Raw genomic sequence first — 25,923 nt, forward strand, 5'->3', positions numbered from 1 at the left:
CCGCGGCGCGGGACAGCGCACGGCCACCAGAAGAGAAACCCAAGGAGAAACGACAGATGCCACGCCATGTAATCCTGGTCGATCCCTACTCCGAGGCGGTGGAGTACGCACACGCCTTCCGTGAGCGGGGGGTCGAACCGGTCGCCGTGCTGAGCACACCGGCACCCTTGAAGTCCTACCTGCACGGCTGGAAGCCGGGTTTGTTCAGCGCCTGTCATTTCCACGACGGCGACTTCGGCGAACTCACCCGGATCGTGCGCGGCTACGACCCGATAGCGGTCATCCCGGGCAATGAGTCCGCGGTCCGGCTCGTGGACGCACTGATCGAGGAGCTGGCCCCCGGAACGGGCAACGCACCCGAACTCTCCGCGGCCCGCCGGGACAAGTGGCCCATGGTCCAGGCCGTGGCGAAGGCGGGTGTACCGCACCTGCGCACCTTCGCCGCCGCGACGGAGGAAGAGGCGGCCGACTGGCTGCGCGAGACCGGACTGGAGGGGCGGGCACTGGTCCTCAAGCCGCGGTGCAGCGGGGGGACGGACGGTGTGCACAAAGTGGAGACGGGCGAGGACTGGCGCCCCGTGTTCCGGCGGTTGCTGGGCTCCGTCAACATGTTCGACCTGTCCAACGACAGCGTCCTGATCCAGGAGTTCGCCTCGGGAACGGAGTTCGTCGTCGATACGTACTCCGTCAACGGTGTGATGGGTCTGGTGGCCGTGGTCCGGTACAGCAAGTCGGCCCGGGGGAACCGGGTAGGGGTCTACGACGCCGAGGACTACCTGCGGCCCGACGATCCGCTGGTCGCCACCCTGGAGGCGTATGCGCGCCAGGTCGCCGACGCGGTCGGCATACGGACGGGATGCGCCCACACCGAGATCATGCTGACGGACAGCGGCCCCCGGCTGATCGAAATCGCGGCGCGCCTCGACGGCGGCTGTGCGCAGCGGGCCACCCGGCTGGCGACCGGAGACTGCCAGGTCGACCGTGCCGTGCGACACCACCTGGACTCCGCCTTCACCCCCGGATTCGAGATCGTGCGGCCCACCCGGGTGGTGTGGCTCTCCGCCGCACACAGCGGCACCATGAGGAACGTCGAGGTGCTCGACGCGGCGCGTGGGCTGACCACCTTTCAGAAGCTGGCCTGCCGTTACCCCAACGGCTCCCGGGTGCCCAGGACCGAAGACCTCTTCACCGCTCTCGGCTGGGTACTGCTCAGCGCCCCCGACCAGAACGCCCTCGATCAGGACACCCGGCGGATACGGGAGATCGAGGCCGAGGTGGTGATCGACCCACTGGGTGCGTAGCCCGCAGGCGGGCCGCCGGCGCCGTCGCGGCCCCGGAGCCTCACACCGGCGGGTCAGGACTCGCCGTGGTGAGGTCACCCGTCGCGGCGGCTTCCCCGGGCACACTGTCACACGTTGGCCTGTCACGCGGCCGTGGCTCCCGGCGCGCCCAGCGCAGGCGCACCTGGGGACGCTTCATGTCCATGTCCTGGAGGTCGGGTTGACGTGTGCCGGGTGGTTCTCTCGCGCGACGGCGCTCACCGTCACCCTCGTACTGGCACTGCTGCCTACGTACGCGCAGGCCACGGCGGCAGGCGCGCCGAGCCCGCCGGACACCGTGACCGCCGACGCCAAGGGACCTGTGGGGTGGGACAGTCTGCGCCGTCTGGACCGCCTCCCCGACCTTCCCTCGGGTGTACGGACCCTGCAGTTCTCCAGCTTCGACCGTACGGGCGGCAACGCGCAGGACGGCTTCTTCGGCACCTACTCGTGTCTGCGCACCAGCGCGGAGGGCTGCGTGATCGCGGAGCACCGTGGAGCGGGTGAGATCGGGACCATCTGGTTCACCCGCGATCAGGGCGACGTGTCCCGCACAGGCACCCTCACCATCGAGCTCGACGGCAAGAAGGTCCTGGAGGCGCCCCTTCAGGATGTGGTGAACGGACGGCTCGGCGCGCCTTTCACGCCGCCCCTGGTGGCCAACGCCGACGCGTCGTCGGGTGGCGTTCTCATCGAGGTGCCCATGCCGTACCGCGAGTCCATGCGCATCACCACCCAGCACAATCCGCTCTTCTACCACGTGTCGTACCGCTCCTTCGCCGACGCCGACGGGGTCGTCGCCTTCGACGCGCACGACGCTGCGCAGGATGTCGTCGCCCTCGTCAAGGCGGCCGGCACCCGCGACCCCAAGCCGGCCCTGCCGGGGACCCGCACGACCATCCAGGCCCTCAGCCTCGCGCCGGGCCGCACCCAGACCCTCGCCACGTCCACCACACCGGGCCTGCTCACCGCACTGGAGATCCACCTCACCCAGACATCCGGTACCGGCGCCCAGCGGGCGGCGGACAGCGGCAGGTCCCCCAGGGCCGGCCGACGCGCCGCGCCGGCGGACGCCCGGACGCTGCTCACCGGTCTGCGTCTGCTGATCTCGTTCGACGGGCAGCGCACGGTCGACGCGCCGCTCGGCGAGTTCTTCGGCACGGGGCAGTCCATGGCGCCGGTCCGGGCTCTCATGTTCGCCGCCGATCCCCAGACGCAGACCTTCCGGGCCTGGTGGCCCATGCCCTTCATGACATGGGCACACGTCCAGCTGTACAACGGCAGCGACGTCCCCGTCACCGCTGGGAGCGCCTCGGTGAGCACCGCGCCCTCCACCGCTCACGCCCAGGCCGTCCGTGCCGGAAGCGAGGGCCGTTTCCACGCCCTGTCCCACACCGGGCCGACCGTTCCCGGCGAGAGCTGGTCGTTCCTGCGCACACAGGGCCGGGGCAAGTTCGTCGGGGTCAGCCACGGCATGCGGGGCGACACGGACCGTACCTATCTGGAGGGCGACGAACGGGTGTACGTCGACGGGGCACGCACCCCGCAGATCCACGGCACCGGTACCGAGGACTTCTACCAGAGCGGCTGGTACTTCAACCACGGCCCCTACACCCAGCCCTTCAACGGAAATCCCGCCCATCTCACCGCCTCGTCGGGGTGCGCGACCGGGCGCGACTGCACCGATGCCTACCGGCTCCAGCTCCACGACGCGGTGGCCTTCACCCAGTCGATCGACTACACGATCGAACACGGCCCGATGAACGACCGCCAGGCCGACTACTCCTCCACCGCGTTCTGGTACGAGACCCCCACTCCCTCCTCGTACGCGAGCGACATCGTGCACCTGGGAGATCCCGCCGACGAGACGGCACACCACTACACGTCCAGTGCCACGACTCCCCCGGCCGTGCTCGACTCCGCCTTCGAAGGCGATGCCCGTACGCCCACCCGGCTGCGCGCCCTGACACAGACCACCCGGACGCCCGTGACCTTCACCCTGGCCATCGATCCGCGCAACAGAGGTGTCGAGCTGCGGCGCACCTCCGACCAGCAGCAGGCGCCCCAGCAAGCAGGGGTGAGCGTCGACGGTCACCGGCTGGGCGACTGGTACCAGCCGCTCGCCAACACCGACCGCCGCTGGCTCGACGACACCTACCAACTGCCCGCCGCGCTCACCCGCGGGCGGAGCCTGCTCACCGTGACGCTCACCCCGGCGGCGACCGGGCCCGCCTGGTCCGCCGCGTCGTACGAAGCCCGCAGCCTGACCTGAACGCGACCGCCCCGCCGCCGGTTCCCTGACGGTTCATGGACATACCAGCATCCAGATCGCCCGTCGGCCGGGAGTGTCGGAGGGCACCGTACGCAAGCGCGTCCCCCCATGTGAAATTTGCCATTCAAGATCTTGATGTTTGTTCACCCCCATGCCAGATTCGGCGCAGCACCACCAGGTCGACGGCGGAGTCCATGTGGATTACGCCGTATCAGCTGCGGGGGAAAGGCCACCAACATGCCCGTACAGCACACCGCCGGGGACCGCCTCGCGGTGGAGAGGCGGACCATCGAGGCCGTCCCGGACAGCGAGCGGCACGGCACGCCGCGCAGCCAGTTCACGCTGTGGTTCGGCGCCAATATGCAGATCACGGCGATCGTCGACGGGGCGCTGTCGGTCGTCTTCGGTGCCGACGCGCTCTGGTCGATACCCGCGCTGCTGATCGGCAACGTGCTCGGCGGCATCGTGATGGCCCTGCACTCCGCACAGGGCCCGCGCCTCGGCGTACCGCAGATGATCTCCAGCCGCGCACAGTTCGGGGTGTACGGCGCGGTCCTGCCGCTGGTGCTGGTGATCCTGATGTATCTCGGATTCGCCGCGACCGGCAGCGTACTGGCCGGGCAGGCGGTGTCCGAGATGCTGCACATCGGCACGGACGCCGGGATACTCGTCTTCGGGGCGCTGACCGCCGCGGTGGCCGTCACCGGCTACCGCCTCATCCACATCGCGGGCCGTATCGCGACGGTCGTCGGCGCGCTCGGCCTGGGCTATCTGCTGGTGCGCCTGTTCACGCAGTACGACGTGGGCGCGCACGTCGGCGAGAAGGGCTTCGACGCGGCGACCTTCCTGCTCGCCGTGGGTCTCGGGGCCGGCTGGCAACTGACCTTCGGCCCCTATGTCGCCGACTACTCGCGCTATCTGCCCCGCGACACCAGCACGCGCGCGACGTTCTGGTCCACCTTCCTCGGCTCCGTCATCGGCTCCCAGTGGTCCATGACGCTGGGCGCGCTCACCGCGGCCGTCGCCGGGGAGGCGTTCCTGCCCGACCAGGTGGGTTTCCTCGGCGATCTGGCGGGTCCGGCGTTCCTCGCGTTCCTCATCTACCTGGTGATCGTGGTCGGCAAGCTGACCGTCAACTGCCTGAACGCCTACGGCGGCTTCATGTCGATCCTGACCACCGTCACGGCGTTCGACCGCCGCACGCACATCTCGGCCGCGGTACGCGCCGCGTACATCGTCGGCTTCATCGCGGTGTCGATGGTCATCGCGCTCGCCGCCAGCGACGACTTCCTGACCAACTTCAAGAACTTCGTGCTGCTGCTCCTGACGGTGTTCACCCCGTGGAGCGCGATCAACCTGGTCGACTACTACCTGCTGTCCCGCGAACGCGTCGACATCCCGGCCCTGTACGACCCGAACGGCCGCTACGGGCGGTGGAACGCCACCGCGCTGACCTGCTACGTCATCGGGGTCGCCGTGCAGGTTCCGTTCCTGGCCACCACCTTGTACACCGGCCCGATCACCGAGAAGCTCGACGGCGCCGACATCTCGTGGATCGTCGGGCTGGGCCTCACGGCGGCGCTGTACTGGCTGTGGGCGCGGCGTACCGCCAACGCGCCCTCCGAGACCGTCCACCCGGCTCCGGCCGGGAGCGGTGACCGGGCGGCAGCGGGCGCCTGACCTGGTGTCACCCGGTCGGCACGACATCCGCCCACAGGGCAGCGGCGTCGGGCGAAAGCGGTACGACCGCTCCCGGCGCCGCGTCGTCGCCCGCGTCCCACCACACGCCCTGACCGGTCGTCAGAACGGAACCGTCCGCCTCTGCCTGCCAGTGGCCGCACAGCACATGGAGCACCCCGGAGTGTCCCGGTCCCGGCGCGACGGGCCCGGTGACCCGGCGCACCCCGGCCGTCCAGTGGCCACGCCGCACCATCAGGTTGAGCACCCGGCAGGGCCCGCCCGCGAGTTCGGCGGTGAGCGCGAGGTCTCCGGAGAACGCGAACGGCTCCCCCGCGCGCGTCAACAGCCGGTCGAACACATCGGGCGACGTCAGCCGTACCCCGTCGCCCGAGAGCAGGGTGAGGGTCCGGTCCACCCCCGCGAACGCCGAGAACGGACCGCCCCGGCCGATCTCGGCGACGCTCGCGCGCCACCCGAAGTCATCGGTGCCCTCGGGGCGCGAGGCGATCTCTCTCGTCGTGCCGCCGCCGTTGCGCCAGGGGCCCGCGGGCAGGGTCTCTACATCGAAGTGGTGCATGGGTGGGCTCCTGGGCGGGCGCGGGTCGAGGTGGATGTCAGGTCCGCAAGTACGAGGCCCCGTTGACATCGAGGACGGCGCCCGAGCTCCACATCGCCTGCGGGGAGGACAGATGGAGCACCGCCGCGGCGATCTCGCTCGGGTCGGCGACGCGTCCGAAGGGGCTCTGGGCCCGGATGCCCTCGCCCTCGGGCCCCTCCAGACGGCCCGTGACCCGCTCGGTGGCGACGAAGCCGGGGGCGACCGACGCCACCGCGATCCCGTGCGGGGCGAGGGAGACCGCGAGGGACTGGCCCAGCGCGTGCAGGGCGGCCTTGGTGGCGCCGTAGGCGGGGTGGTCGGGCTCGCCCCGGAAAGCGCCGCGCGAGCCGATGTTGACGATCCGTCCTTCGCGGCCCGCCTCGATCATCCGGTTCGCGACCCGGTGGCTGAGGTGGGCGGGTCCCAGGAGGTTCACGTCGACGGTCTGTCGCCAGGCCTGCTGCCACTGCTCGTACGAGGTGTGCGCGAGAGGGTGGGCCACCATCACGGCGGCGTTGTTGACCAGGATGTCCACCCCGCCGAGCGCCTCCTCGGCGCGGGCCGCCAGTTCGTCGACGCCGTCCGGGTCCGCGAGGTCGGCGGCGATGAGTACGTGTCCTTGCCCCTCCAGCGCGGCGAGGGTCGCCTCGGCGTCCGGACCAACTTCGGAGCAGTGGACGGCGACCCGGTCGCCGCCCTGGGCGAAGGCGGCGGCCACGGCCCGGCCGATGCCCCGGGAGGCGCCGGTGACCAGGACACCCCGGCCGGTGCTGGGCAGCTTCGTCACGGTCCGGTCCATCGGGGTCCCTCTCGTCGGCGGCGGCGACGGCCCCGCCGACTGCGCGGTGCCGTCGCCCCGAGCCTACTGAGCATGATCACGGTCTGGGAAGCCCGTACCCGGACGGCGAAGGCCGTGCTCGCGCGCCTCAGACCGGCAGGTTCGCCGTGACCAGGCAGCCCGGACTGTCGGTCGCGGTCACGGCGACCGGCGTGGTGGTGCCCAGCAGGCTGTTGCCGTTGACCAGGGTGTTGGCCGAGGAGACGACGGCCACACCGGTGGGGCTGCTGCGCACCACGTTGCCCGTCACGGAAGAGCCCGGTGAGGAGTCCACATGGATCCCCTTGTCGGTGCTGCCGGACACGGTGTTCGCGCTGATCAACGCGTCGGGGGCGTAGTACGCCCGGATCCCGGCCGCGGCGGCACCGGCCACGACGTTGCCGGTGATGACGACTCGGGAGGCCGAGGTGCCGCTGTTCGCGTTGCCGCCCATGATGTCGATGCCGCGGTCCTTGGCGCCCGCGCCCTGGACGATGTTGCCGGTGACGACGAGGTCCTGGAAGCCCGCGACCGTACCGTCGTAGCCGGCGTAGGCCGCGCGGATACCGCCGAAGCAGTCGTCCATCGTGTTGTCGGCGACGACCGTCTGGTTGGTCGCACAGGGGTGGATGGCGAACCAGCGGCTGCCGTGGATGGTGTTTCCGATGATCTCCACGCGCTCGTGGGAGTTGCGGGCGTCGAAGCTGTGGGACCCGACGAGGGTGGGGAAGCCGCCGTAGGTGATACCACCGACCGTGCTGCCCGAGCCGCAGTAGTTGTCGCGAATGACGATGTCGGAGCAGGCGGTGCCGTCCTCGGAGCCGATGACACTGCCGCCCACGCGGGCGCTGTCCAGTTGGACGGCCTCGGTTCCCCAGGAGATGCGGTTGGCGGTGCCGGTCCAGCCGCTGAAGCGGCAGTTCTCGACCCGGCCGTTGCGTACGGCGCCGAACTCCACTGCGTGCCAGTTCGAGACGTTCACCACCCGCAGATCACGGATGATCACATCGGTGGCGTGCCAGATGGATATCCCCATCCAGCCCTGCGCGTCGTCGGTGGGCTGCGGGCCGGCCACATCCCAGACCCCGCCCTCGATGACGATGTTCCCCGGCCCGCTGTAACCGGAGCCGCCGGCCGTGTCCCCCCATGCTCCGTTCATCAGCATGAACTGGGTGCTTCCGGTGCGCCGGAACGTGGTGCCGGGCGTCAGCGTCAGACGTGTGTCGGCGCCGATCCGCAGATACGCGCCGATGGTCCAGGTGCCGGGGCCCACGACGACATGCCCGCCGCCCGCGCTCTTGGCGGCGTTCAGCGCGGCCTGGACGGGCGCCTCGGTGGTGCCCGCCGAACTGTCGACGTAGTACACCTTCCACGTGCCGGACGGGGTGGCCGCGCTCGCGGGCTGCGCGCCCAGCACGGTGGAGGTCGCCAGCCCGGTGGCGGCGAGTCCGGCGGTGCCGAACGCCGCGCGGTCGAGCAGGGAGCGGCGGCTGAGAGCGGGCGACGCCGCGGCGTGTTCCATGCGGGGCATGGGTGGGGCCTCCTGTGTGGCCTGGGAAGGGCGGGAACACGGGAGTTCTATCAGCAGGCCGTTACGCTCCTCGCCCCGGCCGCCGCCGGGCACGGTCCCAGCTCATCGGGGCGGCACGCGGGCGGGGCCGCCGTCCTGTCCACCGGCCGGTCGGGATGGCCTCGGTCGGCTCGGGACGGCGGCCCCGTCGTCGCGGACGCGGTGTCAGACGGTGAGGACGATCTTGCCGCGGGTGCGCCCCTCCTGGTTCAGGCGCCAGGCCTCCGCCGCCTCGGCCAGCGGGAAGGTCTTCTCGACGTGCACCGACAGCTTCCCGGCGTCGGCGAGCCGGGCGAGCTCCGCGAGGTCCTCGCTGTCCGGGCGCACCCAGAGCGAGTGCCCGCCCTGCTCGACAGCGGCCTGGTCGGCGATGGACACGACGCGCTCCCGCTGCTTGAGCAGGGCCTGCGACAGATCGACGACACCGCCCCCGACGAAGTCGAGCGCCGCGTCCACGCCCTCCGGCGCCAGCGCGCGTACGCGGTCCTCCAAGCCGTCCCCGTACGTCACGGGCTCGGCGCCGAGCCCGCGCAGGAACTCGTGGTTGCGCTCACTCGCGGTGCCGATCACCCGGGCACCGAGGGCCACCAGGATCTGCACGGCGAACGCTCCGACACCACCGGCGGCGGCGTGCACCAGCACCGTCTCACCCGCCGTCACCCCGGCCCGCCGGACCGACTGATAGGCCGTCAGGCCCGCCAGCGGAACCCCGGCCGCCTCTTCCCAGCTCAGCGCGGCGGGCTTGGGCGCCACGCAGCGTACCGGCGCGGCGACCAGCTCGGCGTACGTGCCCTTCTCCACCCAGTCCTTGCGCAGATAGCCGAAAACCTCGTCGCCCACCTGGTATTCGGGTACGTCCAGGCCGACCGCTTCCACCACGCCCGCGACGTCCCATCCCGGGATCAGGGGGAACGCGGCCTCCATGATCGGATCGAGGTACCCGGCACCCAGTTTCCAGTCGACCGGATTGACCGCCGCCGCCTTCACCCTGATCAGGACCTCGCCGGGCGCGACCTTCGGATCGGGAAGGTCCACCAGGCGCAGGTCGTCAGCAGAACCGAACTTCTCCAGCACAATTGCCTTCATGACCAGCAGGAACACCGATCCGGTGCGCCTCATTCCCCACCGGAGGAGATACACCCGAAAGGCGGCAGCGACCTGGCGTGAAGGGTGCCCGCCGCGACCGGCGGCCCGCGGCCCGGCCGCGACCAGGTAAACGCGTCGACAGCGCCCCCCCCCCGGTACCCGGCAGAGTGGTGGTCCGTGACGAGCAGTGAGCTATGGACCCGTGCGACCGCCGACCGCTACGACGCCGAGGAGACCGAGATGTCCTCGGCCGCCGTTCTCGGACCGACCCTCACCTTCCTCGCAGAGCTGGCCGGAGACGGCCGGGCCCTGGAGTTCGCCATCGGCACCGGACGCGTGGGGGTCCCCCTGCGGGAACGCGGTGTGCCGGTCGTGGGCATCGAACTGTCCGAGCACATGGCAGCGGTTCTGCGCCGCAAAGCCGACGAGGTCACGCTTCCCGTGGTCATCGGGGACATGGCCACCACGGTCGTCCCCGGTGAGTTCAGCCTGGTCTACCTCGTCTACAACACCATCACCAATCTGCTCACCCAGGACGAGCAGGTGGCGTGCTTCCGCAACGCCGCCCGCCATCTGGCGCCCGGCGGCCGGTTCGTCATCGAGCTGGGTGTGCCGCCGCTGCGGTTCCTGCCTCCCGGGCAGGTCGCGGTGCCCTTCGACGTCTCCGAACGGCATCTCGGCTTCGACACCTTCGACTTGGTCGAACAGGTCCTCGTCTCCCACCACCTCACCCGCGACGGCGACGACGGCAGGTACCGCCGCAGCGACTCCCGGCACCGGTACGCCTGGCCGGCGGAGCTCGACCTGATGGCGCGCATCGCCGGGCTGGAACGGGAACGCCGCGTCGCGGACTGGGACGGGACCCCGTTCACCCAGGACTCCGCGAAGCACATCTCCGTATGGCGCAAGCCGGTCTGAGGTCGGCCGGGGAAGCTAGTCCGCGTCCAGTTCACCCTTCCCCCGTGCGACCGCGCCGTGCAGGGTGCGCAGGGCCAGGAGCAGGACGCCCATGTCGTCGAGGTAGACGGGATCGGGGAGCAGGTCGACGGGGCTGATCACATACAGCAGCGCGCCCCAGTAGGCGGCCTTGTGGGTCAGGGGGATGCCGGCGTCCCGCAGGATCCTGCGGGCCCGGACCAGCCGGATGGTGAGGGCGACCGCCCCCGCCGCGGCAGCGACAAGCACGAGCGCGGCAAGGACCAGCCCGGCCGTCACTCCCCTGCCCATGCTCAACGAAGCGGCCAGAGCGGCCTGCGAAGGGCTCATGATGCCGGAAGGGGCTGGGGGACAGGGCTCCCGGGGGCGCGGGAAGCGGCCCGGCCGGGCAGGCGGAGTTCGGTCTCCCCCTCGGGTTGATCCAGCGTCCGGCCCGTCGACTGCCTCATACGGCGGCCACCTCCTCACAGTGCGGCGGGGCGGCGCCCCGTCTCGCCTTACGTGTACCGTGCGCGCCGCGGTTGATGCCCGCCGCGTCTTCGGCGTCACGAGCGGGACCAACGCGCGGCCCAGCAGGCCATTCGCGGCCAGGTCCGGTCCGTCGTCACCAACCGACAGCGGAACCTCACTGCGGCCGGCCATGTACCACCTGAGGGACGAGACCGTCGCCAACGAACTCGTCGCCGCGAACACGGACCGCGGCGTCAGCGTCAAGGGGGTCCTGGACGCGAGCACCCGCGACTACGCCGCCGCGTACGGATACCGGTTCGGGCCGGCACGTGGTTACTGTGGCCGCATGACCACCGACGCCTTCCCGCCCGATGACATCGCCCTGCTCCCCCGGGCCGAGTTCGCCTTTCCCGGTCCGCTGCGGGACCAGCTCGTCGCGGCCGTCCTCGACGGATCCAAGACCTCGACGACGGGGCTTCTACTCGACTACGAGCAGGCGGAGGAGCCACTTCCCTCGGTCGGCAGCCGCGCGGTCGTGATCGACTCCGGGGACCGCCCGGTCGGGGTCATCGAGGTCACCGAGGTGCGCGTCGTGCCGCTCGCCGAGGTGGATTTCGCGCATGTGGTGGACGAGGGGGAAGGCGACACCAGCATCGCCGGATGGCGGGCCAACCATGAGACGTTCTGGCACAGCGCGGAGATGCGCGCGGCACTGGACGACCCGGAGTTCACCGTGGACGACGAGACCGCGGTGGTGCTGCAACGCTTCCGTCTCGTCACCGACCCGCGCCCGGTGGACTAGCCGACCGGGCCGCGGTTGACGTTCCGCCGGGCCTCCGGTCGCCACCTCACGCGGCCACGGCGTCCCACATCGTGTGTACGGAAGGCCGGTGCGGGCGCTGGGGGGCCCGCTCGGCGAGCCTCGTCATCCAGGCGCCGATCTCCTGGAGCTCCCTGCGCCCGACGCCGGCTCGTACGCGCGGGAACCAGCGGTGCTCCTCCGCGTCCATGTGCCGCTCGACGATGTCCATCAGCAGCCGGGCCTTGGCGTCGTACGCGATCTCGCCGGGGCGCATGTCGTACAGCTCGGCGGCCAGCACGTCGGCGATGTGATGTTCCTCGATGTAGCCGAGGATGTCGGGTTCCGTCTCGGGGAGCAGAACGCAGACGCGCGGGTACATCCCTTCCCGCTCGATGTACGTGTAGACGGTCAGCGCGCGCAGAAAGGGCCCCACTGCCTCGGTCCGGCCTTCGACCCGGTAGGAGCGGATCAGCCGCCTGAGCTCCTTGTGGCCTTCCCTCAGCATCACGATCGCGTCAGTCGACATGGCAGCTCCCTGAGGCCCAGCACTCACTTACGTTTCAGGCCCATACCCGGCAAACAGGACGATCATGCGCCGGAGCGGTGGGGGCTGGCCGTCCGCTGTCGGGTGGTGACAGGCGGATATCGGATGAACCGACCGCCCGGGGCCCGTCCGGCCGCCACGAGGCGCGACCCGCCACCGCGGCGCTCCCCTATATACCCACCCCCTATATACCCACCCCCTATATACCCACCCCCCTCTGTACACACCACCGCATACGCGAAGACGCCCGGCCGGGTGGTCCCGGTCGGGCGTCTTGGTGTGTCTGCTACCGAGGGTGGCTCAGTACCAGTGGTGGACCTGCCAGAAGTTCCAGGCGCCGACGGGGCTGCCGTAGCGGGACTTCATGTAGTCCAGACCCCACTTGATCTGGGTGGCGGGGTTGGTCTTCCAGTCCGCACCGGCCGAGGCCATCTTCGAGCCCGGCAGGGCCTGGACCAGGCCGTAGGCGCCCGAGGCGGAGTTCGTGGCGGTGTGGTCCCAGCCACTCTCGTGGGAAACGATGTTGTTGAAGGCGGCGAACTGCGCCGGGTCCTTGATCATCTGCTGGGCGATCGCCTTGGCGCTCGTGGGGGCCGCCGCCTGGGCGGGGACCGTGGCGAGCAGGGAACCGGCGGCACCGACGGCGACGACGGCGCCCGCGAGGGACTTCTTCGAAGCGGCGATGCGGCGGATGACAGAGTTGGACACGGATGAACCTTCCGAAGGGGACGAGGGGGGTCGCCGCATGCCGGAGGCATGCGTGAGCCACTCACACGGGGGAGAGGGGTTCGTCTGCGGCGGGGAGAAACACCCGTGCCGCTCGGCGACTCATCCAGTTCTACCGGCGACCACCGGGCCTGGCAACGACCCCTTCTACTAGGGAGACTCGCAGCGGAGGACCTCGGTCCCCGGGGCGGCGGGAGGTCCGTTTGGGCAGGCGGGAGCGCCGATGAGGCCCCTCGCCAAGCCCCTCGGAGGGCTACGACTCCCCCTCGTACGTGACGTGCGTCCTATGGGACGAGTCACCTTCGGGGTGTCCGATTTTTACCAAGAGTGACGAAATGTACCCTTTTTTGGAGCGGGTGAGGCGGGGCGATCCCCTCGAAATCAGAGGAAAACGGCGGCCTGGACGCCACCCTTCGCTGGTCCCGGGCCGCCGCACCGCCTGGCCGCCGCACCGCCTGGCGTCGCTCGGGTGACCAGAGGGGCGCGGCATCGAGGGCAGGGAGCCCCGCCGCGTTCAGTGCGCGGTGGAGCCCACGGACGGCAGATATCGCGGTGCGCGCCAGGCCCGCAGCTCTCGCTCCACGGCTGCTCCCAGCGACAGCAGGGATGCGTCCTGGTGGTGGCCCGCGGTCAGCAGGAGACCGATCGGGAGTTCGCCCACGGACCCGGCGGGCACCGAGAGCGAGGGGTACCCGGCGACGGCCGCCGGGGTGGAGGACGGGATCACGTCGTTGTCACCGCGTGCGCAGTCGGTCGTCCACGCCGGCGGGTTCGTCGGCGCGGCGATGGCGTCCAGGTGGTGGGCGGCCAGCGTCTCGTCGACCGAACGCCGGGACAGGTCCGTCAGCTCCGCACGCGTGGCGCGGTATCCCGGGTCGGTGGTGGGCGGGGCCGCGAGGGCCTGCTCGAACAGTTCCTGTCCGGCGAAGCAGGTCTGTTCCCGGGGATGGGTGCGGTTGAACGCGATCAGCGCGGCCAGATCCCGGGGCCCCTGGCGCGTACGGAGGTAGGCGTCGATGTCCCGGTGGAACTCACTGAGCAGCGCGGGGAATTCGAGCTGGGCCAGCCGGTCCTGGTACGGGAGCGTCACCTCGACGACTTCGGCGCCGGCGGCGCGCAGTTTCACCGCGGTACGGGTCATCACGGCGTCGACTTCGGGTCCGAGCGAGGGCAGTCGCCACAACCCGATGCGCTTGTGCCGCAGTCCTTCCTGACGGCCCGCCGGTTCACCCTGCCTTGTCGCCTGTCGCCCCGGTGTGTCGGCCTCCTCCCGGCCGGGCAGGTCCGTGAGGCGATCGCCGGTGAGCGCGGAAAGCGTCAGGGCGGTGTCGATGACGTTGCGGGCCATGGGCCCGGCGGTGTCCTGCTCGGCGGAGATCGGTACCACTCCCCTCGGGCTGACCAGCCCGAGGCTCGGCTTGAAGCCGACCACTCCGTTCATGCCCGCCGGGCAGACGACGGAGCCGTCGGTCTCGGTGCCGATCGCCACCTGGGACAGCGACGCGGCAAGCGCGGCGGCCGAGCCGGCCGAGGATCCGCACGGATTGCGGTCGAGTACGTACGGGTTGTTCGTCTGCCCGCCCACGGCCGACCATCCCGATGTCGGCTTGGCCGCGCGGAAGTTGGCCCACTCCGACAGATTGGTCTTGCCCAGGATCACCGCTCCGGCCTGCCGCAGCCGGGTGACCAGGACCGCGTCCTGGCCGGGAGCTCTGCCCGTCAGCGCCAGCGACCCGGCCGTGGTCGGCAGGTCCCGGGTGCCGACGTTGTCCTTGAGCAGTACGGGAATGCCGTCCAGCGGCCCGCGCAGTTGGCCGCCGCGCTGCCGGGCGTCGCTGGCGGCGGCCTGCCGCAGGGCCGACGGATCGGTGTACAGCACCGCGTGGATCTTCGGATCGATGCTCGCGATACGCCGCAAGTACGCCCGGGTCAGCGCCAGCGACGTCAGGGTCCCCTTCTCCCTGCCGGTCTGTAACTCCGGGATCGTCACCGTGTCGAGGTCGATCCCCTTGTCGAGGTCGATCCCCTCAAGAACCGCTGCCCGTTGCGACGGCTGGTCCCTCGCGCCGACATCGTGCGCGCTCGACCCCGACGCGCCCGCCAGCAGCGCTCCGCCGGCCACGGCGGCGATCAGTGCACCAACTCTGCTCAGTGTCATGGCAGACAGCGCACTACACCCCTACCTCATGGCACAAGAGCCGTCCCGGCCCCGCCTCCTGCCCCGAAGGACGGTCAGTCCATATCGGGGGTGCGTACGTCAGCGGGCGCGGCGGATTCGGATCGGGCCGCGGGCCCGTGTCGGCTCGACGGGGCGCCCGCCCTGGGTGATCTCCACCTCGCCCGCCGCGACCAGTCGCCGGGCCGCGCGCCGGGCCGGTTCCATCAGGGCGCGCCAGCCGTCGTCGTCCCCGCCGTACACCGCCCGCGCGGCGTCGGAGGGGCAGATCGTCGCGGTCGCGCCACGACGTTCCAGCAGTTCCAGGATGGCGCGTTCCAGGCGCCGGCCGGCCTGCCGTTCGGTCTCGGTCACTCCCCCAGTGTGGCAGCCCCGGCGGCGCCGTGGGCCGGTGAGGCCGGGGCGGAGCTGCACGGGTGCCATCACCCGTTTGGGCTAATCAAGGCGACGCACACCACTCACCGCACAAGGCTGGAAGGGGAGCCCGATCGCGCGGGACCGCCCTGTGCACGAGGCGTCCCGCACGGGGGAGAGCATCCTCACCCTGAAGATTTCAACTGGAGGTTGTCATGCGTATGCGCATCGTCGCCGCTGCCACCCTGACCACGGTCCTCACCCTGGCAGGAGCGGGTACGGCCCTCGCCGCAGATCCGGGCCCCGACACAACGACCGGCGTGGCCAGCAACTCGCCCGGTCTCCTTTCCGGCAACGTGACCCAGGTACCGATCCACATTCCGGTCGCCGTGTGCGGCGACACCATAGATGTCATCGGTCTCCTCAACCCCGCCAGCGGGAACAGCTGCACCAACGGCTAGGCACCACACCCCCGCCATCTCCCGACGGACGGGGCGTGTCACCCGGCCTGGGGCAAGTCCGACGGGCCGTAGACGCCCGGGGCTTGTCCCGGCTGGCACGCCAGGCGCAGGTCGATCCAGGGCACGGTGTCGCCCTCACGCAGCAGATAGCGTTCGAGCTCGACGAAGCCCTGTTGTACGGCGAAGCGCAGCCCGTCCTCGTTGGAGCCCAGTACCACGGTCTCGATCAACTGCGCGTCCAGTGCTCGGGCTTGGCCGAGGGCGCGCTCGTAGAGCCGGGTGCCGAAGCCGCGTCGGCGGTGCTCGGGGAGGACGCGGGCGATGACCGTGGCGGTGGCGGCGTTGTCCTTGGTGGGCGGCCGTACGGTGGTACAGCCGATGAGGACGTCCCCGAGGTGGGCGACCTCCATGACGTTGCGGCTGGTGCGGGCGCGGACGTCGTCGAGCGACAGCGGGTCGCCCGGGATGATCAGGTTGTGGACGTACTGCCAGTCCCGGATCGAAGCGTCGTCGTTCACCGGTCGGTTACGGAGGTCGTTCATCGGCCCAGCAAATCGACGGCTGCCGTGGGCGTCAACCACGATTGCCGTCACGGCCCGCCCCGTCGGCACTCCGCTCAGGTGTGGAAGTAGCGCGTAAAGGCCGTGGCATCGGTGCCGAGGACGTCACCGAAGGGGGCGTCGAGTTCGCGGATGAGCAGGACCAGGAAGGTGATGAGCCCGGCCAGGCCCATGACCATGATGATGTGCGTGAAGCTGCGCCGGATTCCGAAGATGAACATGAAGGCGACCGTCAGCACTCCTCCCAGGATCAGACCGAGCCAGAGGACGGGTGACAGGCTGCTCTGGGCGTCGGCCTCGCGCCCGCGCCGCGCCTCGTCGAGTGTGCCCAGCTGCGAGAGGAGTTCCTGAGCGGCGAGCTGCTGGGTGACCGTCGCCGTGGCCGGAAGCCGGCTCGCCGCGCGCAGTTGGTTCAGTAGCGACCAGCCCTCCGGGCCGAGGTCCTGTCCGTCCGTCATCCGGGGCCATTCGACGGTGACGACCTGGTGTGCGTACTGCGCGGAGAGCGTACGCACCTGCCCCCGCTCCTGTGCCGGCAGCGCCTCGGCGACCAGGTACGTCTCGTGCAGCGCACTGGCCTCCGCCTGTACGTGGGAGGAGGCACTGCTGCTGGTCCCCCATACGGACACCAGGGCCAGCCCCAGCACGAGCGCGTAGAGGACGCCGACCATCATCGAGATGTACTCGGCGACGTCCTCGCGCGGCTCCTCGTCGGGGCTCGGCGGGAAGAGGCGCCCCTTCACCACGACCACCGCGGCGGCGAGCATGGCCACCCCGAGAACAATCGCGAGGCTTTGCAGGGTGTCAAGCACGGGAATCCCTCCGGATCACGGGGCGGATCAGTGGCGGCGGGAGCCCAGGAGCGCCGCCGCGAACGCGGCGGGGATGAGGAGGAGGAGCAGGACGACCACGACGGAAAGGCCGGAAACCTCCCGGGACTTGCGCCGCACCCGGGCCAGGACCGAAGCCTCCTCCCCGCGGTTCTCGTGGGTACGGGGTGGCACGGGCCGGGTGGGTGGCACCGGCGCCGGGGGTTGCCGGGGTGTGACACCGCCGGTTCCGCCACCCGCGCCCCCGGGCGCCACGCCTGCGGTCCCGCCGCCCGGGGGCGCGGGCACGACACCGGGCGTCCCCCCTCCTGGCGCCGCCGGCGGTACACCCGCCGTCCCGCCGGTGGGTGGCACGGGTCCCGTACCGGCGGTGCCACCCGGCGGCACGGGCCCGGCAACGCCGGGTGGCACGGGGGCGGCACCGGCGACACCACCTGGTGGCGCAGGCACGACACCGGCAACGCCACCTGGTGGCACGGGGGCGAAACCGCCAGGTGGCACGGCCGGCGTGACACCGGCGACGCCGCCCGGCGGCACGGGCCCCGTACCGGCGACACCGCCCGGCGGCACGGCTGTGGCGCCGCCGATTCCGCCGCCCGGTGGGGCGGGCGCGGTCCCCGTGACGCCCTCGCCGAAGAGGGGTGCCGCAGGAGCCCCTTCCGGCGCGAGGGGGCCCGGAGCCGTCATCGGAGGGCTGTAGAACGGCGGCAGGGTGAGCAGGCCGCGAGTCGTCACGCCGGGCGGCAGGCCCGGCGTGGCGGCGGCCGGAGGCGGTACGGCGGGTACCGGGGCGGCGGCCGATCCCGGCGTCCCGCCCGCTCCGGGTGCCCCGCCTGCTCCCGGTGTCCCGCCCGGGCCGGGCGACCGGGGCGGTGGCACGGTGCCCCCGCCGCGGGGAGGGACGGTTACGGGGGGCGTCTGCTGGCGCAGCGGAAGGCGCGGGCGGAGGAGGAACGGCGGAGGGAGGGGGAACTGCGGGGCGAGGGCGGCCGGGGGAAGAGCGGGGGCGGTGGGGATGTCGAAGGAGGCCGTGGCGTTGGCCGTGAGGACAGGGGGTGCTTCGTTGCCTCCCGTCGGGCCCAGGGTGACCGTCCAGTCGCTGCCCGTGGCCTTCCCCGCGCTCCGGTAGGTGCCGGGGGGCCGCACGAGCCGCGCCGTGCAGGTCATGGCCGTCCCGGGCGGCAGTTCAGGGACGTCCGTACGGCCGGAGCAGTCGATGCGGCCGGGCGCGAGCTCCGGGTCGGCCAACTGGACGTCGTACACCGGTCTGTTGCCGGCATTGGTCAGGACGTAACGGACCTCGGCCTCGTTGAAACTGGTCAGCAGGGCGCTCTCCGACAGGGACAGCTGCCCGGCCACACCCGCGTATCCGCTCTGCGCGGAAGCCGTCATCCGTATTCCCAGGGAGGCGATCTCGCCCGTCGCGGTGACCCAGCCGGTGTGCGGGCCGGGGACGGCGGGGAACCGGGCCGTGCACGTGGTGCTCGACAGCGCCCGCAGGGTCCCGAGGTTCCCGCTGCCGCAGCGGAGCAGCGCGGGCGGGACGGCCGGGTCGTTCAGACGCACCGAGGTCAGGTCGGCTCCGCTGTAGTTGGTCAGCCGGTAGACCTTGACGACGGGTGCTCCGGCCCGGATACCGGGCTGCGTCGCGCCGAGGCCGGGACGGGTGTTGACGGTGACCGACAGCTGAAGACTGTTTCCGCCGACCCCGCCCGCGCGTGCCGCGGGTGCGCGGTCCGCCAGGGCCGCGAACATGGCGGCCGTGATCGTGCACACGGCGAGGAAGGCCGTTTGCCAGCTCAGCGGGCGCCCGCGCCGAAGCCCCATCGTGACCCCTTCTGGCGAGAATCGCTTTGAGCAGATGGTCACCGCTCGCCCGGTGGCAGGGGCCGCAGGCGTGCCGGGGTAATCGTATTTTCTGCCTTATATCGCTCTGATGGGTCAGCAGCCATGCCGCACCGCGCGCGTTCGCCGCCACGGACGAGGCACTCGCTCCGCACGGGTCGAGCTCATTGATTGAAGGAGAAACACTCCCCCGATCGGCCGATCGGCCCGCCATGGAGGCGGGGAAGACATGGCGTATGACGATGGTGAGTGCACTGCCTCCGCGACCGCCGCACACAGGGTCGGCCGCGCCCCCGGCGGACCGCCCGGGCGCGGGACGCCGGGCGGGTGCCGCCGCGGGGGGCGCGTACAGCGGGCGGGGCGCCCACTGACTCCCTGGAGCGCGCGGTTCGGCGCCTCCGGCACATACTCGGCTGACGCGACGGCCGGGCGCGGCCGGTCCTGATCCCGCGGTTCGACCGAGCTGTGCGACGACCTCCACCGACCCGTGCGACGGCCTCCCCGGTCGCCGCTCCCGTCCATCGACTCCATGAGCCATTTGGGGATGTCCATGTTCACTGAAGTCCGAGCCCTCATCTCGGAAACCCTGCGGATTCCGGCCGATGACCTGGCCCTGGACACCTCCCTGGCCGATCTGGACTCCCTCGCTCGCGCGGAACTCGCCGTCGCCCTGGAGAGCTCCTACCGCGGTGTCATCGACGGCGACCGGGCGGCACGCGCCGCGACGGTGCGGGAACTCGTCACCCTGCTGGAGAGAGGGCTGCGCGGGTGAGCGGCGCAGCCGTGGTCACGGGCCTCGGCCTGGTGACTCCGGCCGGTATCGGCGTGGCGGAGAGCTGGGCCGGTATCTGCTCCGGCCGGGCGACGGCGGTGGTGGACCCCCGGCTCGCGCCCTCACCCGTCCGCCTGGCCTGCCGGGTGCCCGGCTTCGACCCCGAGCTGGTGCTGGGCGCGGAACGCGCTCACCGCACCGCGCGGTTCGGCCAGTTCGCGCTGGTGGCGGTCGCGGAGGCCCTCACCGACGCGGGGCTCGACCCCGCGCGGTGGGACGGTTCGCGGGTCGGGATGGTCCTGGGCAACTCCATCGGCGGGCTCGATGCCTGCGTCCTGGCCCAGGAGACCATGCGCGATGCGGGCGCCGGGGCCGTCTCGCCGCTCCTCCTGCCGCACTATCTGTCGAACATGGCGACCGGGCAGACCGCGATCGCGCACCGGATCACCGGCCCCTGCCTGGTGGTCTCGACCGCCTGCGCCTCGGGCGCCACGGCGATCGGCACCGCCCTGGACATGCTGCGCGCCCGGCGCTGCGACATCGTCATCGCGGGCGGCACCGAGGCGCCGCTGACCCCGGTGGTGGCGACCGGTTTCGCTCAACTGGGCGCGCTGTCCCGTGCGGAAGACCCGAAGAGGGCGTCCCGCCCCTTCGATTCCCGGCGTGACGGCTTCGTCCTGGCCGAAGGCGCGGGCATCGTGATCATGGAGCGGGAAGACCACGCCCTGGCCCGAGGGGCACGCGTCCATGCCCGTGTCGCCGGACGCGGAGAGACCGCGGACGCCCACCACCCGGTGGCGCCCCATCCCGACGGGACCGGGCTGGAGCGGGCGGTGCGCGACGCACTGGCCGACGCCGGTCTGTCCCCGTCCGATGTGGACCACGTCAACGCCCATGCCACCGGGACTCCCCGTGGTGACGCTGCCGAGGCGTCGGTGATGGCCCGGGTCTTCCCGCACCGGCCACCCGTCACCTCGGTCAAGGGAGTGACCGGTCACAGCCTCGGCGCGGCGGGGGCCATCGAGACGGTGTGCGCGGTGCTGTCGATCGTTCACGGGACCATCCCGGGCACGGCCAACCTCCATACCCCCGATCCCGCCGCCGACCTGCACCTCGTCCCCTCCACACTGCGCCGACCGGTGAGAACGGTACTCACCCACTCCGTGGGCTTCGGCGGGCAGAACGCCGCGTTGGTGGTGACCGCACCGTGAGAGAGCCCCGCCCGGCCACAGCCCTGCGCCGCGGCACGGCCCTGTGGCACTGCCTGCGACTGGCGTGGATCTACCTCACCCACTTCGAACTCCCGGCCCTGCGCGCCCTGTTGTCGCGCCGGACGCGGGACGCCCACACCCACGAACAGCTCTTCGGCCGCCTGAGTCACCGGCTGCTCACCGCAGGCGTCGAGAAGGCGGGATTCGTTCTGGAGCGCCACGCGCCTCCCCCCATCGAGCCCGGTCGCCCGGTGGTGCTGCTGGTGCGCCACTCCGGCCCCTTCAACCCGCAGCTGCTGGCCCTGCTCGCCTGCCACGAACTGGGGCGGAGCCTGATCTCGGTGGGACGCCTCCTGCCGGCCTTGGACCCGGCTCTCGCACTGCTGCTGCGTCCCCTGCGGGTGGCCCTGTTCCGGTGGAACCGGCACGGGCCCGCCCGCGCCATGCGGTTCCTGATCCACCATGCCCAGCGGCTGGGTCCGGACGACGTGCTCGCGTACTTCCCCGAAGGCGCCCACCCGACCGCCGCCCGCAGGCGTGCGGTACTGAGGGCTCTGCACACGTCCGATCCCGAACGCGCGGCCCGGGCACGGCAGTTGCGGTACGTACTTCCTCCGGTGACGGCCGGGACGGCCCGGGTGCTGGCCCACGCCGTCGACGCCGATGTCGTCATCGTGGGCCACACCGGTCTGGAAGACCCACTCTGCTGCCTGACCGACCTCGGCCATCCGTCGAGCGGCGGCCGTCGCGTACACCTGAACTGGTGGCACACCCCGGCAGCGGACGTGCCCCGCGAAACGGCCGCGGCTGCCGCCTGGCTCGATCAGCGGTGGGCGGCCATGGACGCGTGGATCTCCCACGTCCGCGCCCTTCCCCCGCCGCCCGCCCGGACCACCGACCTGGAGAGGCCACAGAGATGACACACCAGCCCACCAAGACGCCCGAGGTCGCCTTCGTGCTCGGCGGAGGGGGCGTACTCGGAGGCCATCAGGTAGGCATGGTCCGCGCTCTCTTCGAGCACGGAATCACTCCTGACCTGGTCATCGGTACGTCCATCGGATCGATCCAGGGGGCCATGGTCGCCAGAAACCCGACACTGACGGTGTGTGACGAGATGCTGCGGTTCTGGCACGACTTCGTCGCCGGCCGCGTCATGGGGCTCACCCCGCGCAGTGTGCTCAAAGCACTTGCCCTGCGGCCCGAGATCAAGACCAACACCGCCGTACGCGCCCTCCTCGCCACCCACTTCACCGAACCGAGCAGGATCGAGGACCTCCAGGTCCCCTACCAGTGCGTCGCCGCGTCCATCGAGCGCGCGGCCGTGCGGTACTTCGACTCAGGGCCCCTGCTCCCCGCGTTGCTCGCCTCCAGCGCGGTGCCGGGACTGTGGCCCCCGGTGCGGATCGGTGCCGAGCACTACGTGGACGGAGGGGTCACCGAATCCGTTCCCCTGGCCAGGGCGGTGGCCAGCGGCGCGCGCACCATCTACGTCCTGCGCATGCGCCAGAACGAACGGCCCCTGCGCCCGGCCCGTACCCCCTGGCAACTGGGAGCGACCATCTTCGAGGTCTCCCGCCGGCACCATCTGCACCAGGTCCTCAACAGCCGCCCTGACGGAGTACGTGTGCACGTGCTGCCCAGCGGCGAGGACTCCCCCACGCAGGGGCGGGAGGCCCGCTGGCCCAGCAAGAGCCGCGAACTGGCCGCCATCCACCGCCGTATCGACCTCAGCTACGCCGCCACCAGCCAGTACCTCAAGGCACGCGCCACGCGACAGCCGGTCGTCCCTCGGCGCATCGCGCCCCGGCCCCACGTCCACCGCACCTGGACCGGCACCGTGCCGCCCCTGGTGACGGAGAAGCACCGGCGGCAGTTCCACCTCTTCGACACCGACACGGACGGTGTCGTCACGGCGTCGGACTTCACGGCCGCCGCCAAGCGGATGGCCACGCGCCTCGGCCACGACAGGGACACCCCGCAGGCTCTGGCACTGCGGGACGCCTTCGCCACGTACTGGCGCAGTCTGACCGGCGAGGCCGGGGTGCTCTCCTCGCAGTCCCTGACGCGCGAGCCGTTCACCACCGCCCTGACCGAACTCGCCTTCACCCCCGCCACCTACGACACCTGCATCCTGCCGCTGGTCACGGCCATCCTGATGGCCGCCGACCACGACCAGGACGGCCTGCTCGGCAGGGCTGAGACACGACTGCTCGTCCGCGCCCTCGGCGCGGACGAGGCGGACGCCGACCACATCGCCCGCCGGCTGGACACCGACGGGGACGGTATGACCAGCCTCGACGAACTGAGCGAGTCCCTGCACGACTACTTCACCAGCGAGGAACCCGGATGCGTGGGCAACCTGCTCTTCGGCGGGGCCGCCCAGCGTGAGCCGGGAGCCGAATCCGGCTGAGGTCAGCGCCCGCCGCGAAGCCGCTTGAACATTCCCCGGGCCTGCTCCCGCTTGCGCGGGTCGGCAGCCGCGCGCCGCACCGAGGCGATCGTCCGCTGCCCCTGCGGAGTGCGGCTGAACTGCTTGATCTTTGCGAGTAGCCCGGACATGAACCCTCCCGATGTGGCTCGTTGTGACGCTACGTCGTCTGCCCCGGCACCGTCCGCCGAAACGGTGGCCCGGGGCGCCACGTGGGGCGCCGCGGGTACCGCCGGGAGCACGGCGGCGCGCCGGGAGGGCGCGGGAGGCGGTCCGGGTCTTCGGGTACTCACCGAACACCGCTCAAGCGGGATCCCCCGCCCCGAGGGCGGCGATGTCCAGGACGGTGCGGGCCTGGCGCAGCGCGGCGGTGTCGACGAGGGCGCCGGTTTCGTCGAGCCACGCACCGGAGCCCGCCGAATGGGCGGCCTCGACACGTCGCAGCAGGTGGCGTGCGGCGGTCACTTCCTCGTCGGACGGGGTGAACGCGGCGTTCACGACCGGAACTTGGGCGGGGTGCACCACCGAGCGGCCGAAGAAGCCGCGTGCGCGGCCACGGGCACAGTCCGTCGCCAGACCGTCGAGGTCGCGTACGGCGGGGAAGACACTCATGGGCGGGCGGGGCAGCCGGGCCGCCGCGGCGGCGAGCAGGACGCGGTGGGCCGCGGCGTCCAGCACGTCCCGGTGTGCCGTGCCGAGTTCGGCCGCGAGGTCGGCCGCGCCGAAGGCCAGGCCCGCCACCGACGGGTGGGCGGTGGCCAGCGCGTAGGCCCGTTCCACGCCCAGCGCCGTCTCCACGAGCGGCACCAGGGGCACGCCCGGCAGGTGCCGCGCCGCCTCCGCCATCCGCTCCGGGTGTTCGCACTTGGGTATACGTATGCCCGATACCCGGCTGCCGCGCAGCGCGGCCAAGTCGTCCTCACCGCCCTCCCCCAGCGGGTTGACGCGCACATACACCGGGCGGGGGTGTGCCCGGCCGAGGAAGGCGGCGGCTGCCTCGCGCGCGGTGTCCTTGAGGCGGGGCGCGACCGCGTCCTCAAGGTCCACGACCACCGCGTCGGTCCCGCTGGCGAGGGCCTTGCCGAACCGGTCCGGGCGGTCTCCGGGCACATACAGCCAAGTGCGCCACGGGCCGGCGGGGGCGGACCGTTCCTCCATCGGTTCCTCCTTCGCCGGGAGCGTTCGGTGTGAGCCGACGGGCGGCATCGGAACGGGAGTCACCGGATCACTCCCCTGGCGCGCAGCTCCGCCCGTTCCACCGGGCCGATGCCGAGCCCGCCCAGCACCTCGTCGTTGTCCGCACCGAGGGGCCGTCCCGCCCAGCGGACCCGGCCGGGGGTGATGGACAGGTGGCTGGGGACGCCCTGCATGGCCAGGTCGCCCAGTTCGGGGTCGTCGAGGTGCACGACGGTGTCGAGAGCGGCGAACTGCGGGTCGGCCATGATGTCGGCGACGCTGTAGACGGGCGCGATGGCGGCCTCGGCCTCCTCGAACGCGGTGATGACCTCGTCGGCGTCGCGCGCGGCGATCCAGCCGCCGACGACGGCGTCCAGCTCCTCGACGTGCTCGGCGCGCCGCGATCCGCTGGCGAACCACGGCTCGTCGATCAGTTCGGGGCTGCCCACCAGCCGCATCACCCGCTCGGCGATGGACTGCGCGCTGGTGGAGACCGCGACCCAGCGCCCGTCACGGCAGCGGTAGACGTTGCGCGGGGCGTTGTTGGCCGAACGGTTGCCCAAGCGGCGCGGAACGACGCCGAGTTGCTGGAAGGCGGAGATCTGCGGGCCGAGCAGATGCAGGATCGGCTCGATCAGGGCGGTGTCGACGATCTGGCCGCGCCCGGTCGTCTCCCGCGCGTGCAGGGCGACCATCGTCGCGTACGCCGAGGTGACGGCCGCGATGCCGTCGGCGAGGCCGAACGGGGGCAGGGTGGGCGGTCCGTCGGGCTCGCCCGTGGAGTGGGCGAAGCCGCTCATGGCCTCGGCGAGAGTGCCGAAGCCGGCGCGGTGCCGCATGGGGCCCACCCGGCCGAAGCCGCTGACGCGGACCATCACCAGACGGGGGTTGATCCGGGAGAGTTCCTGATAGCCGAGGCCCCAGCGCTCGAAGGTGCCGGGACGGAAGTTCTCCACCAGGACGTCGGCGTCGCGTACGAGAGTCCGGCAGATCTCCTGGGCCTCGGGGCGGTTCAGATCGAGGGTGATGGTGCGCTTGTTGCGGCCGATCAGCTTCCACCACAGGCTCTCGCCGTGGACCTGCACCCCGTTGCGCCGCGCCGGATCACCGGTCGGGTGCTCGATCTTGATGACGTCCGCCCCGAAGTCCCCCAGCAGGGTGGCGGTGCCCGGCCCCGCGAACAAGGTGGCCGCGTCCAACACCCGTACGCCGCTTAAGGGGAGTTGCGTCTCGTTCTCCACTGGGCATCACCGTCTCTTCCGCCGATGTGTACCGTAAGGCTTACGGTAATGTGTACCGTAGGCTGGTCG

Annotated in this window: 25 protein-coding genes; 10 read left to right on the forward strand and 15 right to left on the reverse strand. The window is 71.5% G+C overall.

What is annotated here, in order from left to right:
- Positions 1–56: 56 nt before the first annotated feature.
- From ACZ5ID_RS17765 to ACZ5ID_RS17775, 3 genes are all read left to right on the forward strand, one after another.
- Entirely contained in the window at positions 57–1,301 is a 1,245-nt protein-coding gene (locus ACZ5ID_RS17765; RefSeq protein WP_468898472.1) for an ATP-grasp domain-containing protein, read from the forward strand.
- 199 nt (positions 1,302–1,500) lie between these two features.
- Positions 1,501–3,591: a glycoside hydrolase family 172 protein gene (locus tag ACZ5ID_RS17770; RefSeq protein WP_468898475.1), complete on the forward strand. Its 2,091-nt coding sequence runs from the start codon at positions 1,501–1,503 to the stop codon at positions 3,589–3,591.
- A gap of 237 nt (positions 3,592–3,828) precedes the next feature.
- Complete coding sequence (locus tag ACZ5ID_RS17775; RefSeq protein WP_468898478.1) at positions 3,829–5,271, forward strand: purine-cytosine permease family protein; 1,443 nt, start codon at positions 3,829–3,831, stop codon at positions 5,269–5,271.
- Positions 5,272–5,278: 7 nt separating this feature from the next.
- Here the strand turns inward: ACZ5ID_RS17775 and ACZ5ID_RS17780 are convergent, their stop codons facing one another.
- The 4 genes from ACZ5ID_RS17780 to ACZ5ID_RS17795 form a co-directional block, all read right to left on the reverse strand.
- Positions 5,279–5,848 (reverse strand): HutD/Ves family protein, encoded by a 570-nt coding sequence (locus ACZ5ID_RS17780; protein ID WP_468898480.1) that lies wholly within the window; start codon positions 5,846–5,848, stop codon positions 5,279–5,281.
- A gap of 37 nt (positions 5,849–5,885) precedes the next feature.
- Positions 5,886–6,668 (reverse strand): SDR family NAD(P)-dependent oxidoreductase, encoded by a 783-nt coding sequence (locus ACZ5ID_RS17785; RefSeq protein ID WP_468898483.1) that lies wholly within the window; start codon positions 6,666–6,668, stop codon positions 5,886–5,888.
- Positions 6,669–6,795: 127 nt separating this feature from the next.
- On the reverse strand, positions 6,796–8,217 hold the full coding sequence (locus ACZ5ID_RS17790) for a right-handed parallel beta-helix repeat-containing protein (RefSeq protein ID WP_468898486.1): 1,422 nt from the start codon (positions 8,215–8,217) through the stop codon (positions 6,796–6,798).
- Between the two features lie 204 nt (positions 8,218–8,421).
- A complete protein-coding gene (locus ACZ5ID_RS17795) occupies positions 8,422–9,342 on the reverse strand; it encodes an NADP-dependent oxidoreductase (protein ID WP_468898720.1) in 921 nt (306 codons plus the stop codon).
- 177 nt (positions 9,343–9,519) lie between these two features.
- Here ACZ5ID_RS17795 and ACZ5ID_RS17800 point away from each other — a divergent pair, with 177 nt between their 5' ends.
- The gene (locus ACZ5ID_RS17800; protein WP_468898489.1) at positions 9,520–10,260 is read left to right on the forward strand and encodes a class I SAM-dependent DNA methyltransferase; all 741 of its coding nucleotides are present in this window, start codon (positions 9,520–9,522) and stop codon (positions 10,258–10,260) included.
- Between the two features lie 15 nt (positions 10,261–10,275).
- Here ACZ5ID_RS17800 and ACZ5ID_RS17805 read toward each other — a convergent pair whose 3' ends face one another.
- The gene (locus tag ACZ5ID_RS17805) at positions 10,276–10,608 is read right to left on the reverse strand and encodes a YkvA family protein (RefSeq protein WP_468898492.1); all 333 of its coding nucleotides are present in this window, start codon (positions 10,606–10,608) and stop codon (positions 10,276–10,278) included.
- 466 nt (positions 10,609–11,074) lie between these two features.
- Here ACZ5ID_RS17805 and ACZ5ID_RS17810 point away from each other — a divergent pair, with 466 nt between their 5' ends.
- On the forward strand, positions 11,075–11,530 hold the full coding sequence (locus ACZ5ID_RS17810; protein ID WP_468898721.1) for an ASCH domain-containing protein: 456 nt from the start codon (positions 11,075–11,077) through the stop codon (positions 11,528–11,530).
- Between the two features lie 46 nt (positions 11,531–11,576).
- Here the strand turns inward: ACZ5ID_RS17810 and ACZ5ID_RS17815 are convergent, their stop codons facing one another.
- The 4 genes from ACZ5ID_RS17815 to ACZ5ID_RS17830 all read right to left on the reverse strand — a co-directional run bounded on the left by ACZ5ID_RS17815 (position 11,577) and on the right by ACZ5ID_RS17830 (position 15,330).
- Positions 11,577–12,056 (reverse strand): hemerythrin domain-containing protein, encoded by a 480-nt coding sequence (locus ACZ5ID_RS17815; RefSeq protein WP_468898495.1) that lies wholly within the window; start codon positions 12,054–12,056, stop codon positions 11,577–11,579.
- Between the two features lie 318 nt (positions 12,057–12,374).
- Positions 12,375–12,782: an aggregation-promoting factor C-terminal-like domain-containing protein gene (locus tag ACZ5ID_RS17820; protein WP_468898498.1), complete on the reverse strand. Its 408-nt coding sequence runs from the start codon at positions 12,780–12,782 to the stop codon at positions 12,375–12,377.
- 532 nt (positions 12,783–13,314) lie between these two features.
- Entirely contained in the window at positions 13,315–14,958 is a 1,644-nt protein-coding gene (locus tag ACZ5ID_RS17825) for an amidase family protein (protein WP_468898500.1), read from the reverse strand.
- 99 nt (positions 14,959–15,057) lie between these two features.
- On the reverse strand, positions 15,058–15,330 hold the full coding sequence (locus ACZ5ID_RS17830) for a DUF3253 domain-containing protein (RefSeq protein ID WP_468898503.1): 273 nt from the start codon (positions 15,328–15,330) through the stop codon (positions 15,058–15,060).
- A gap of 215 nt (positions 15,331–15,545) precedes the next feature.
- On the opposite strand from ACZ5ID_RS17830, the gene ACZ5ID_RS17835 reads away from it, so the two are divergent.
- Positions 15,546–15,791, forward strand: a complete 246-nt coding sequence (locus tag ACZ5ID_RS17835; RefSeq protein ID WP_468898505.1) for a chaplin — start codon at positions 15,546–15,548, stop codon at positions 15,789–15,791.
- 38 nt (positions 15,792–15,829) lie between these two features.
- On the opposite strand, the gene ACZ5ID_RS17840 is transcribed toward ACZ5ID_RS17835, so the two are convergent.
- From ACZ5ID_RS17840 to ACZ5ID_RS17850, 3 genes are all read right to left on the reverse strand, one after another.
- The gene (locus ACZ5ID_RS17840) at positions 15,830–16,333 is read right to left on the reverse strand and encodes a GNAT family N-acetyltransferase (protein ID WP_468898508.1); all 504 of its coding nucleotides are present in this window, start codon (positions 16,331–16,333) and stop codon (positions 15,830–15,832) included.
- 74 nt (positions 16,334–16,407) lie between these two features.
- A complete protein-coding gene (locus tag ACZ5ID_RS17845) occupies positions 16,408–17,163 on the reverse strand; it encodes a bestrophin-like domain (protein ID WP_468898510.1) in 756 nt (251 codons plus the stop codon).
- A 27-nt stretch (positions 17,164–17,190) separates the two neighbouring features.
- Positions 17,191–19,008 carry a hypothetical protein gene (locus ACZ5ID_RS17850; RefSeq protein ID WP_468898513.1) on the reverse strand — a complete coding sequence of 606 codons (1,818 nt, stop codon included), beginning with the start codon at positions 19,006–19,008 and terminating at the stop codon, positions 17,191–17,193.
- Between the two features lie 568 nt (positions 19,009–19,576).
- On the opposite strand from ACZ5ID_RS17850, the gene ACZ5ID_RS17855 reads away from it, so the two are divergent.
- The 4 genes from ACZ5ID_RS17855 to ACZ5ID_RS17870 are packed head-to-tail and all read left to right on the forward strand — an operon-like array spanning position 19,577 to position 23,419.
- Complete coding sequence (locus tag ACZ5ID_RS17855; RefSeq protein ID WP_468898515.1) at positions 19,577–19,798, forward strand: acyl carrier protein; 222 nt, start codon at positions 19,577–19,579, stop codon at positions 19,796–19,798.
- Positions 19,795–21,009 (forward strand): beta-ketoacyl-[acyl-carrier-protein] synthase family protein, encoded by a 1,215-nt coding sequence (locus ACZ5ID_RS17860; protein ID WP_468898518.1) that lies wholly within the window; start codon positions 19,795–19,797, stop codon positions 21,007–21,009. Before ACZ5ID_RS17855 ends, ACZ5ID_RS17860 begins: the two co-directional genes overlap by 4 nt.
- Positions 21,006–21,929: a hypothetical protein gene (locus ACZ5ID_RS17865; protein ID WP_468898519.1), complete on the forward strand. Its 924-nt coding sequence runs from the start codon at positions 21,006–21,008 to the stop codon at positions 21,927–21,929. The genes ACZ5ID_RS17860 and ACZ5ID_RS17865 overlap by 4 nt, the downstream gene beginning before the upstream one ends.
- Positions 21,926–23,419, forward strand: a complete 1,494-nt coding sequence (locus ACZ5ID_RS17870; RefSeq protein ID WP_468898521.1) for a patatin-like phospholipase family protein — start codon at positions 21,926–21,928, stop codon at positions 23,417–23,419. Before ACZ5ID_RS17865 ends, ACZ5ID_RS17870 begins: the two co-directional genes overlap by 4 nt.
- A 2-nt stretch (positions 23,420–23,421) precedes the next feature.
- Here ACZ5ID_RS17870 and ACZ5ID_RS17875 read toward each other — a convergent pair whose 3' ends face one another.
- The 3 genes from ACZ5ID_RS17875 to ACZ5ID_RS17885 all read right to left on the reverse strand — a co-directional run bounded on the left by ACZ5ID_RS17875 (position 23,422) and on the right by ACZ5ID_RS17885 (position 25,854).
- Positions 23,422–23,568: a hypothetical protein gene (locus ACZ5ID_RS17875; RefSeq protein ID WP_406554309.1), complete on the reverse strand. Its 147-nt coding sequence runs from the start codon at positions 23,566–23,568 to the stop codon at positions 23,422–23,424.
- Positions 23,569–23,740: 172 nt separating this feature from the next.
- Entirely contained in the window at positions 23,741–24,595 is an 855-nt protein-coding gene (locus ACZ5ID_RS17880; protein ID WP_468898522.1) for an HpcH/HpaI aldolase/citrate lyase family protein, read from the reverse strand.
- Positions 24,596–24,654: 59 nt separating this feature from the next.
- A complete protein-coding gene (locus ACZ5ID_RS17885) occupies positions 24,655–25,854 on the reverse strand; it encodes a CaiB/BaiF CoA transferase family protein (protein WP_468898524.1) in 1,200 nt (399 codons plus the stop codon).
- Between the last annotated feature and the right edge of the window lie 69 nt (positions 25,855–25,923).

It is taken from the genome of Streptomyces sp. NPDC031670 (genome assembly GCF_055580545.1).

Coding starts and splice junctions, on each gene's coding strand:
- ACZ5ID_RS17765 (WP_468898472.1), top strand. CDS start 57: ATGCCACGCCATGTAATCCTGGTCGATCCCTACTCCGAGGCGGTGGAG.
- ACZ5ID_RS17775 (WP_468898478.1), top strand. CDS start 3,829: ATGCCCGTACAGCACACCGCCGGGGACCGCCTCGCGGTGGAGAGGCGG.
- ACZ5ID_RS17780 (WP_468898480.1), bottom strand. CDS start 5,848: ATGCACCACTTCGATGTAGAGACCCTGCCCGCGGGCCCCTGGCGCAAC.
- ACZ5ID_RS17785 (WP_468898483.1), bottom strand. CDS start 6,668: ATGGACCGGACCGTGACGAAGCTGCCCAGCACCGGCCGGGGTGTCCTG.
- ACZ5ID_RS17790 (WP_468898486.1), bottom strand. CDS start 8,217: ATGCCCCGCATGGAACACGCCGCGGCGTCGCCCGCTCTCAGCCGCCGC.
- ACZ5ID_RS17795 (WP_468898720.1), bottom strand. CDS start 9,342: ATGAAGGCAATTGTGCTGGAGAAGTTCGGTTCTGCTGACGACCTGCGC.
- ACZ5ID_RS17805 (WP_468898492.1), bottom strand. CDS start 10,608: ATGAGCCCTTCGCAGGCCGCTCTGGCCGCTTCGTTGAGCATGGGCAGG.
- ACZ5ID_RS17810 (WP_468898721.1), top strand. CDS start 11,075: ATGACCACCGACGCCTTCCCGCCCGATGACATCGCCCTGCTCCCCCGG.
- ACZ5ID_RS17815 (WP_468898495.1), bottom strand. CDS start 12,056: ATGTCGACTGACGCGATCGTGATGCTGAGGGAAGGCCACAAGGAGCTC.
- ACZ5ID_RS17825 (WP_468898500.1), bottom strand. CDS start 14,958: ATGACACTGAGCAGAGTTGGTGCACTGATCGCCGCCGTGGCCGGCGGA.
- ACZ5ID_RS17835 (WP_468898505.1), top strand. CDS start 15,546: ATGCGTATGCGCATCGTCGCCGCTGCCACCCTGACCACGGTCCTCACC.
- ACZ5ID_RS17840 (WP_468898508.1), bottom strand. CDS start 16,333: ATGAACGACCTCCGTAACCGACCGGTGAACGACGACGCTTCGATCCGG.
- ACZ5ID_RS17850 (WP_468898513.1), bottom strand. CDS start 19,008: ATGGGGCTTCGGCGCGGGCGCCCGCTGAGCTGGCAAACGGCCTTCCTC.
- ACZ5ID_RS17855 (WP_468898515.1), top strand. CDS start 19,577: ATGTTCACTGAAGTCCGAGCCCTCATCTCGGAAACCCTGCGGATTCCG.
- ACZ5ID_RS17870 (WP_468898521.1), top strand. CDS start 21,926: ATGACACACCAGCCCACCAAGACGCCCGAGGTCGCCTTCGTGCTCGGC.
- ACZ5ID_RS17875 (WP_406554309.1), bottom strand. CDS start 23,568: ATGTCCGGGCTACTCGCAAAGATCAAGCAGTTCAGCCGCACTCCGCAG.
- ACZ5ID_RS17880 (WP_468898522.1), bottom strand. CDS start 24,595: ATGGAGGAACGGTCCGCCCCCGCCGGCCCGTGGCGCACTTGGCTGTAT.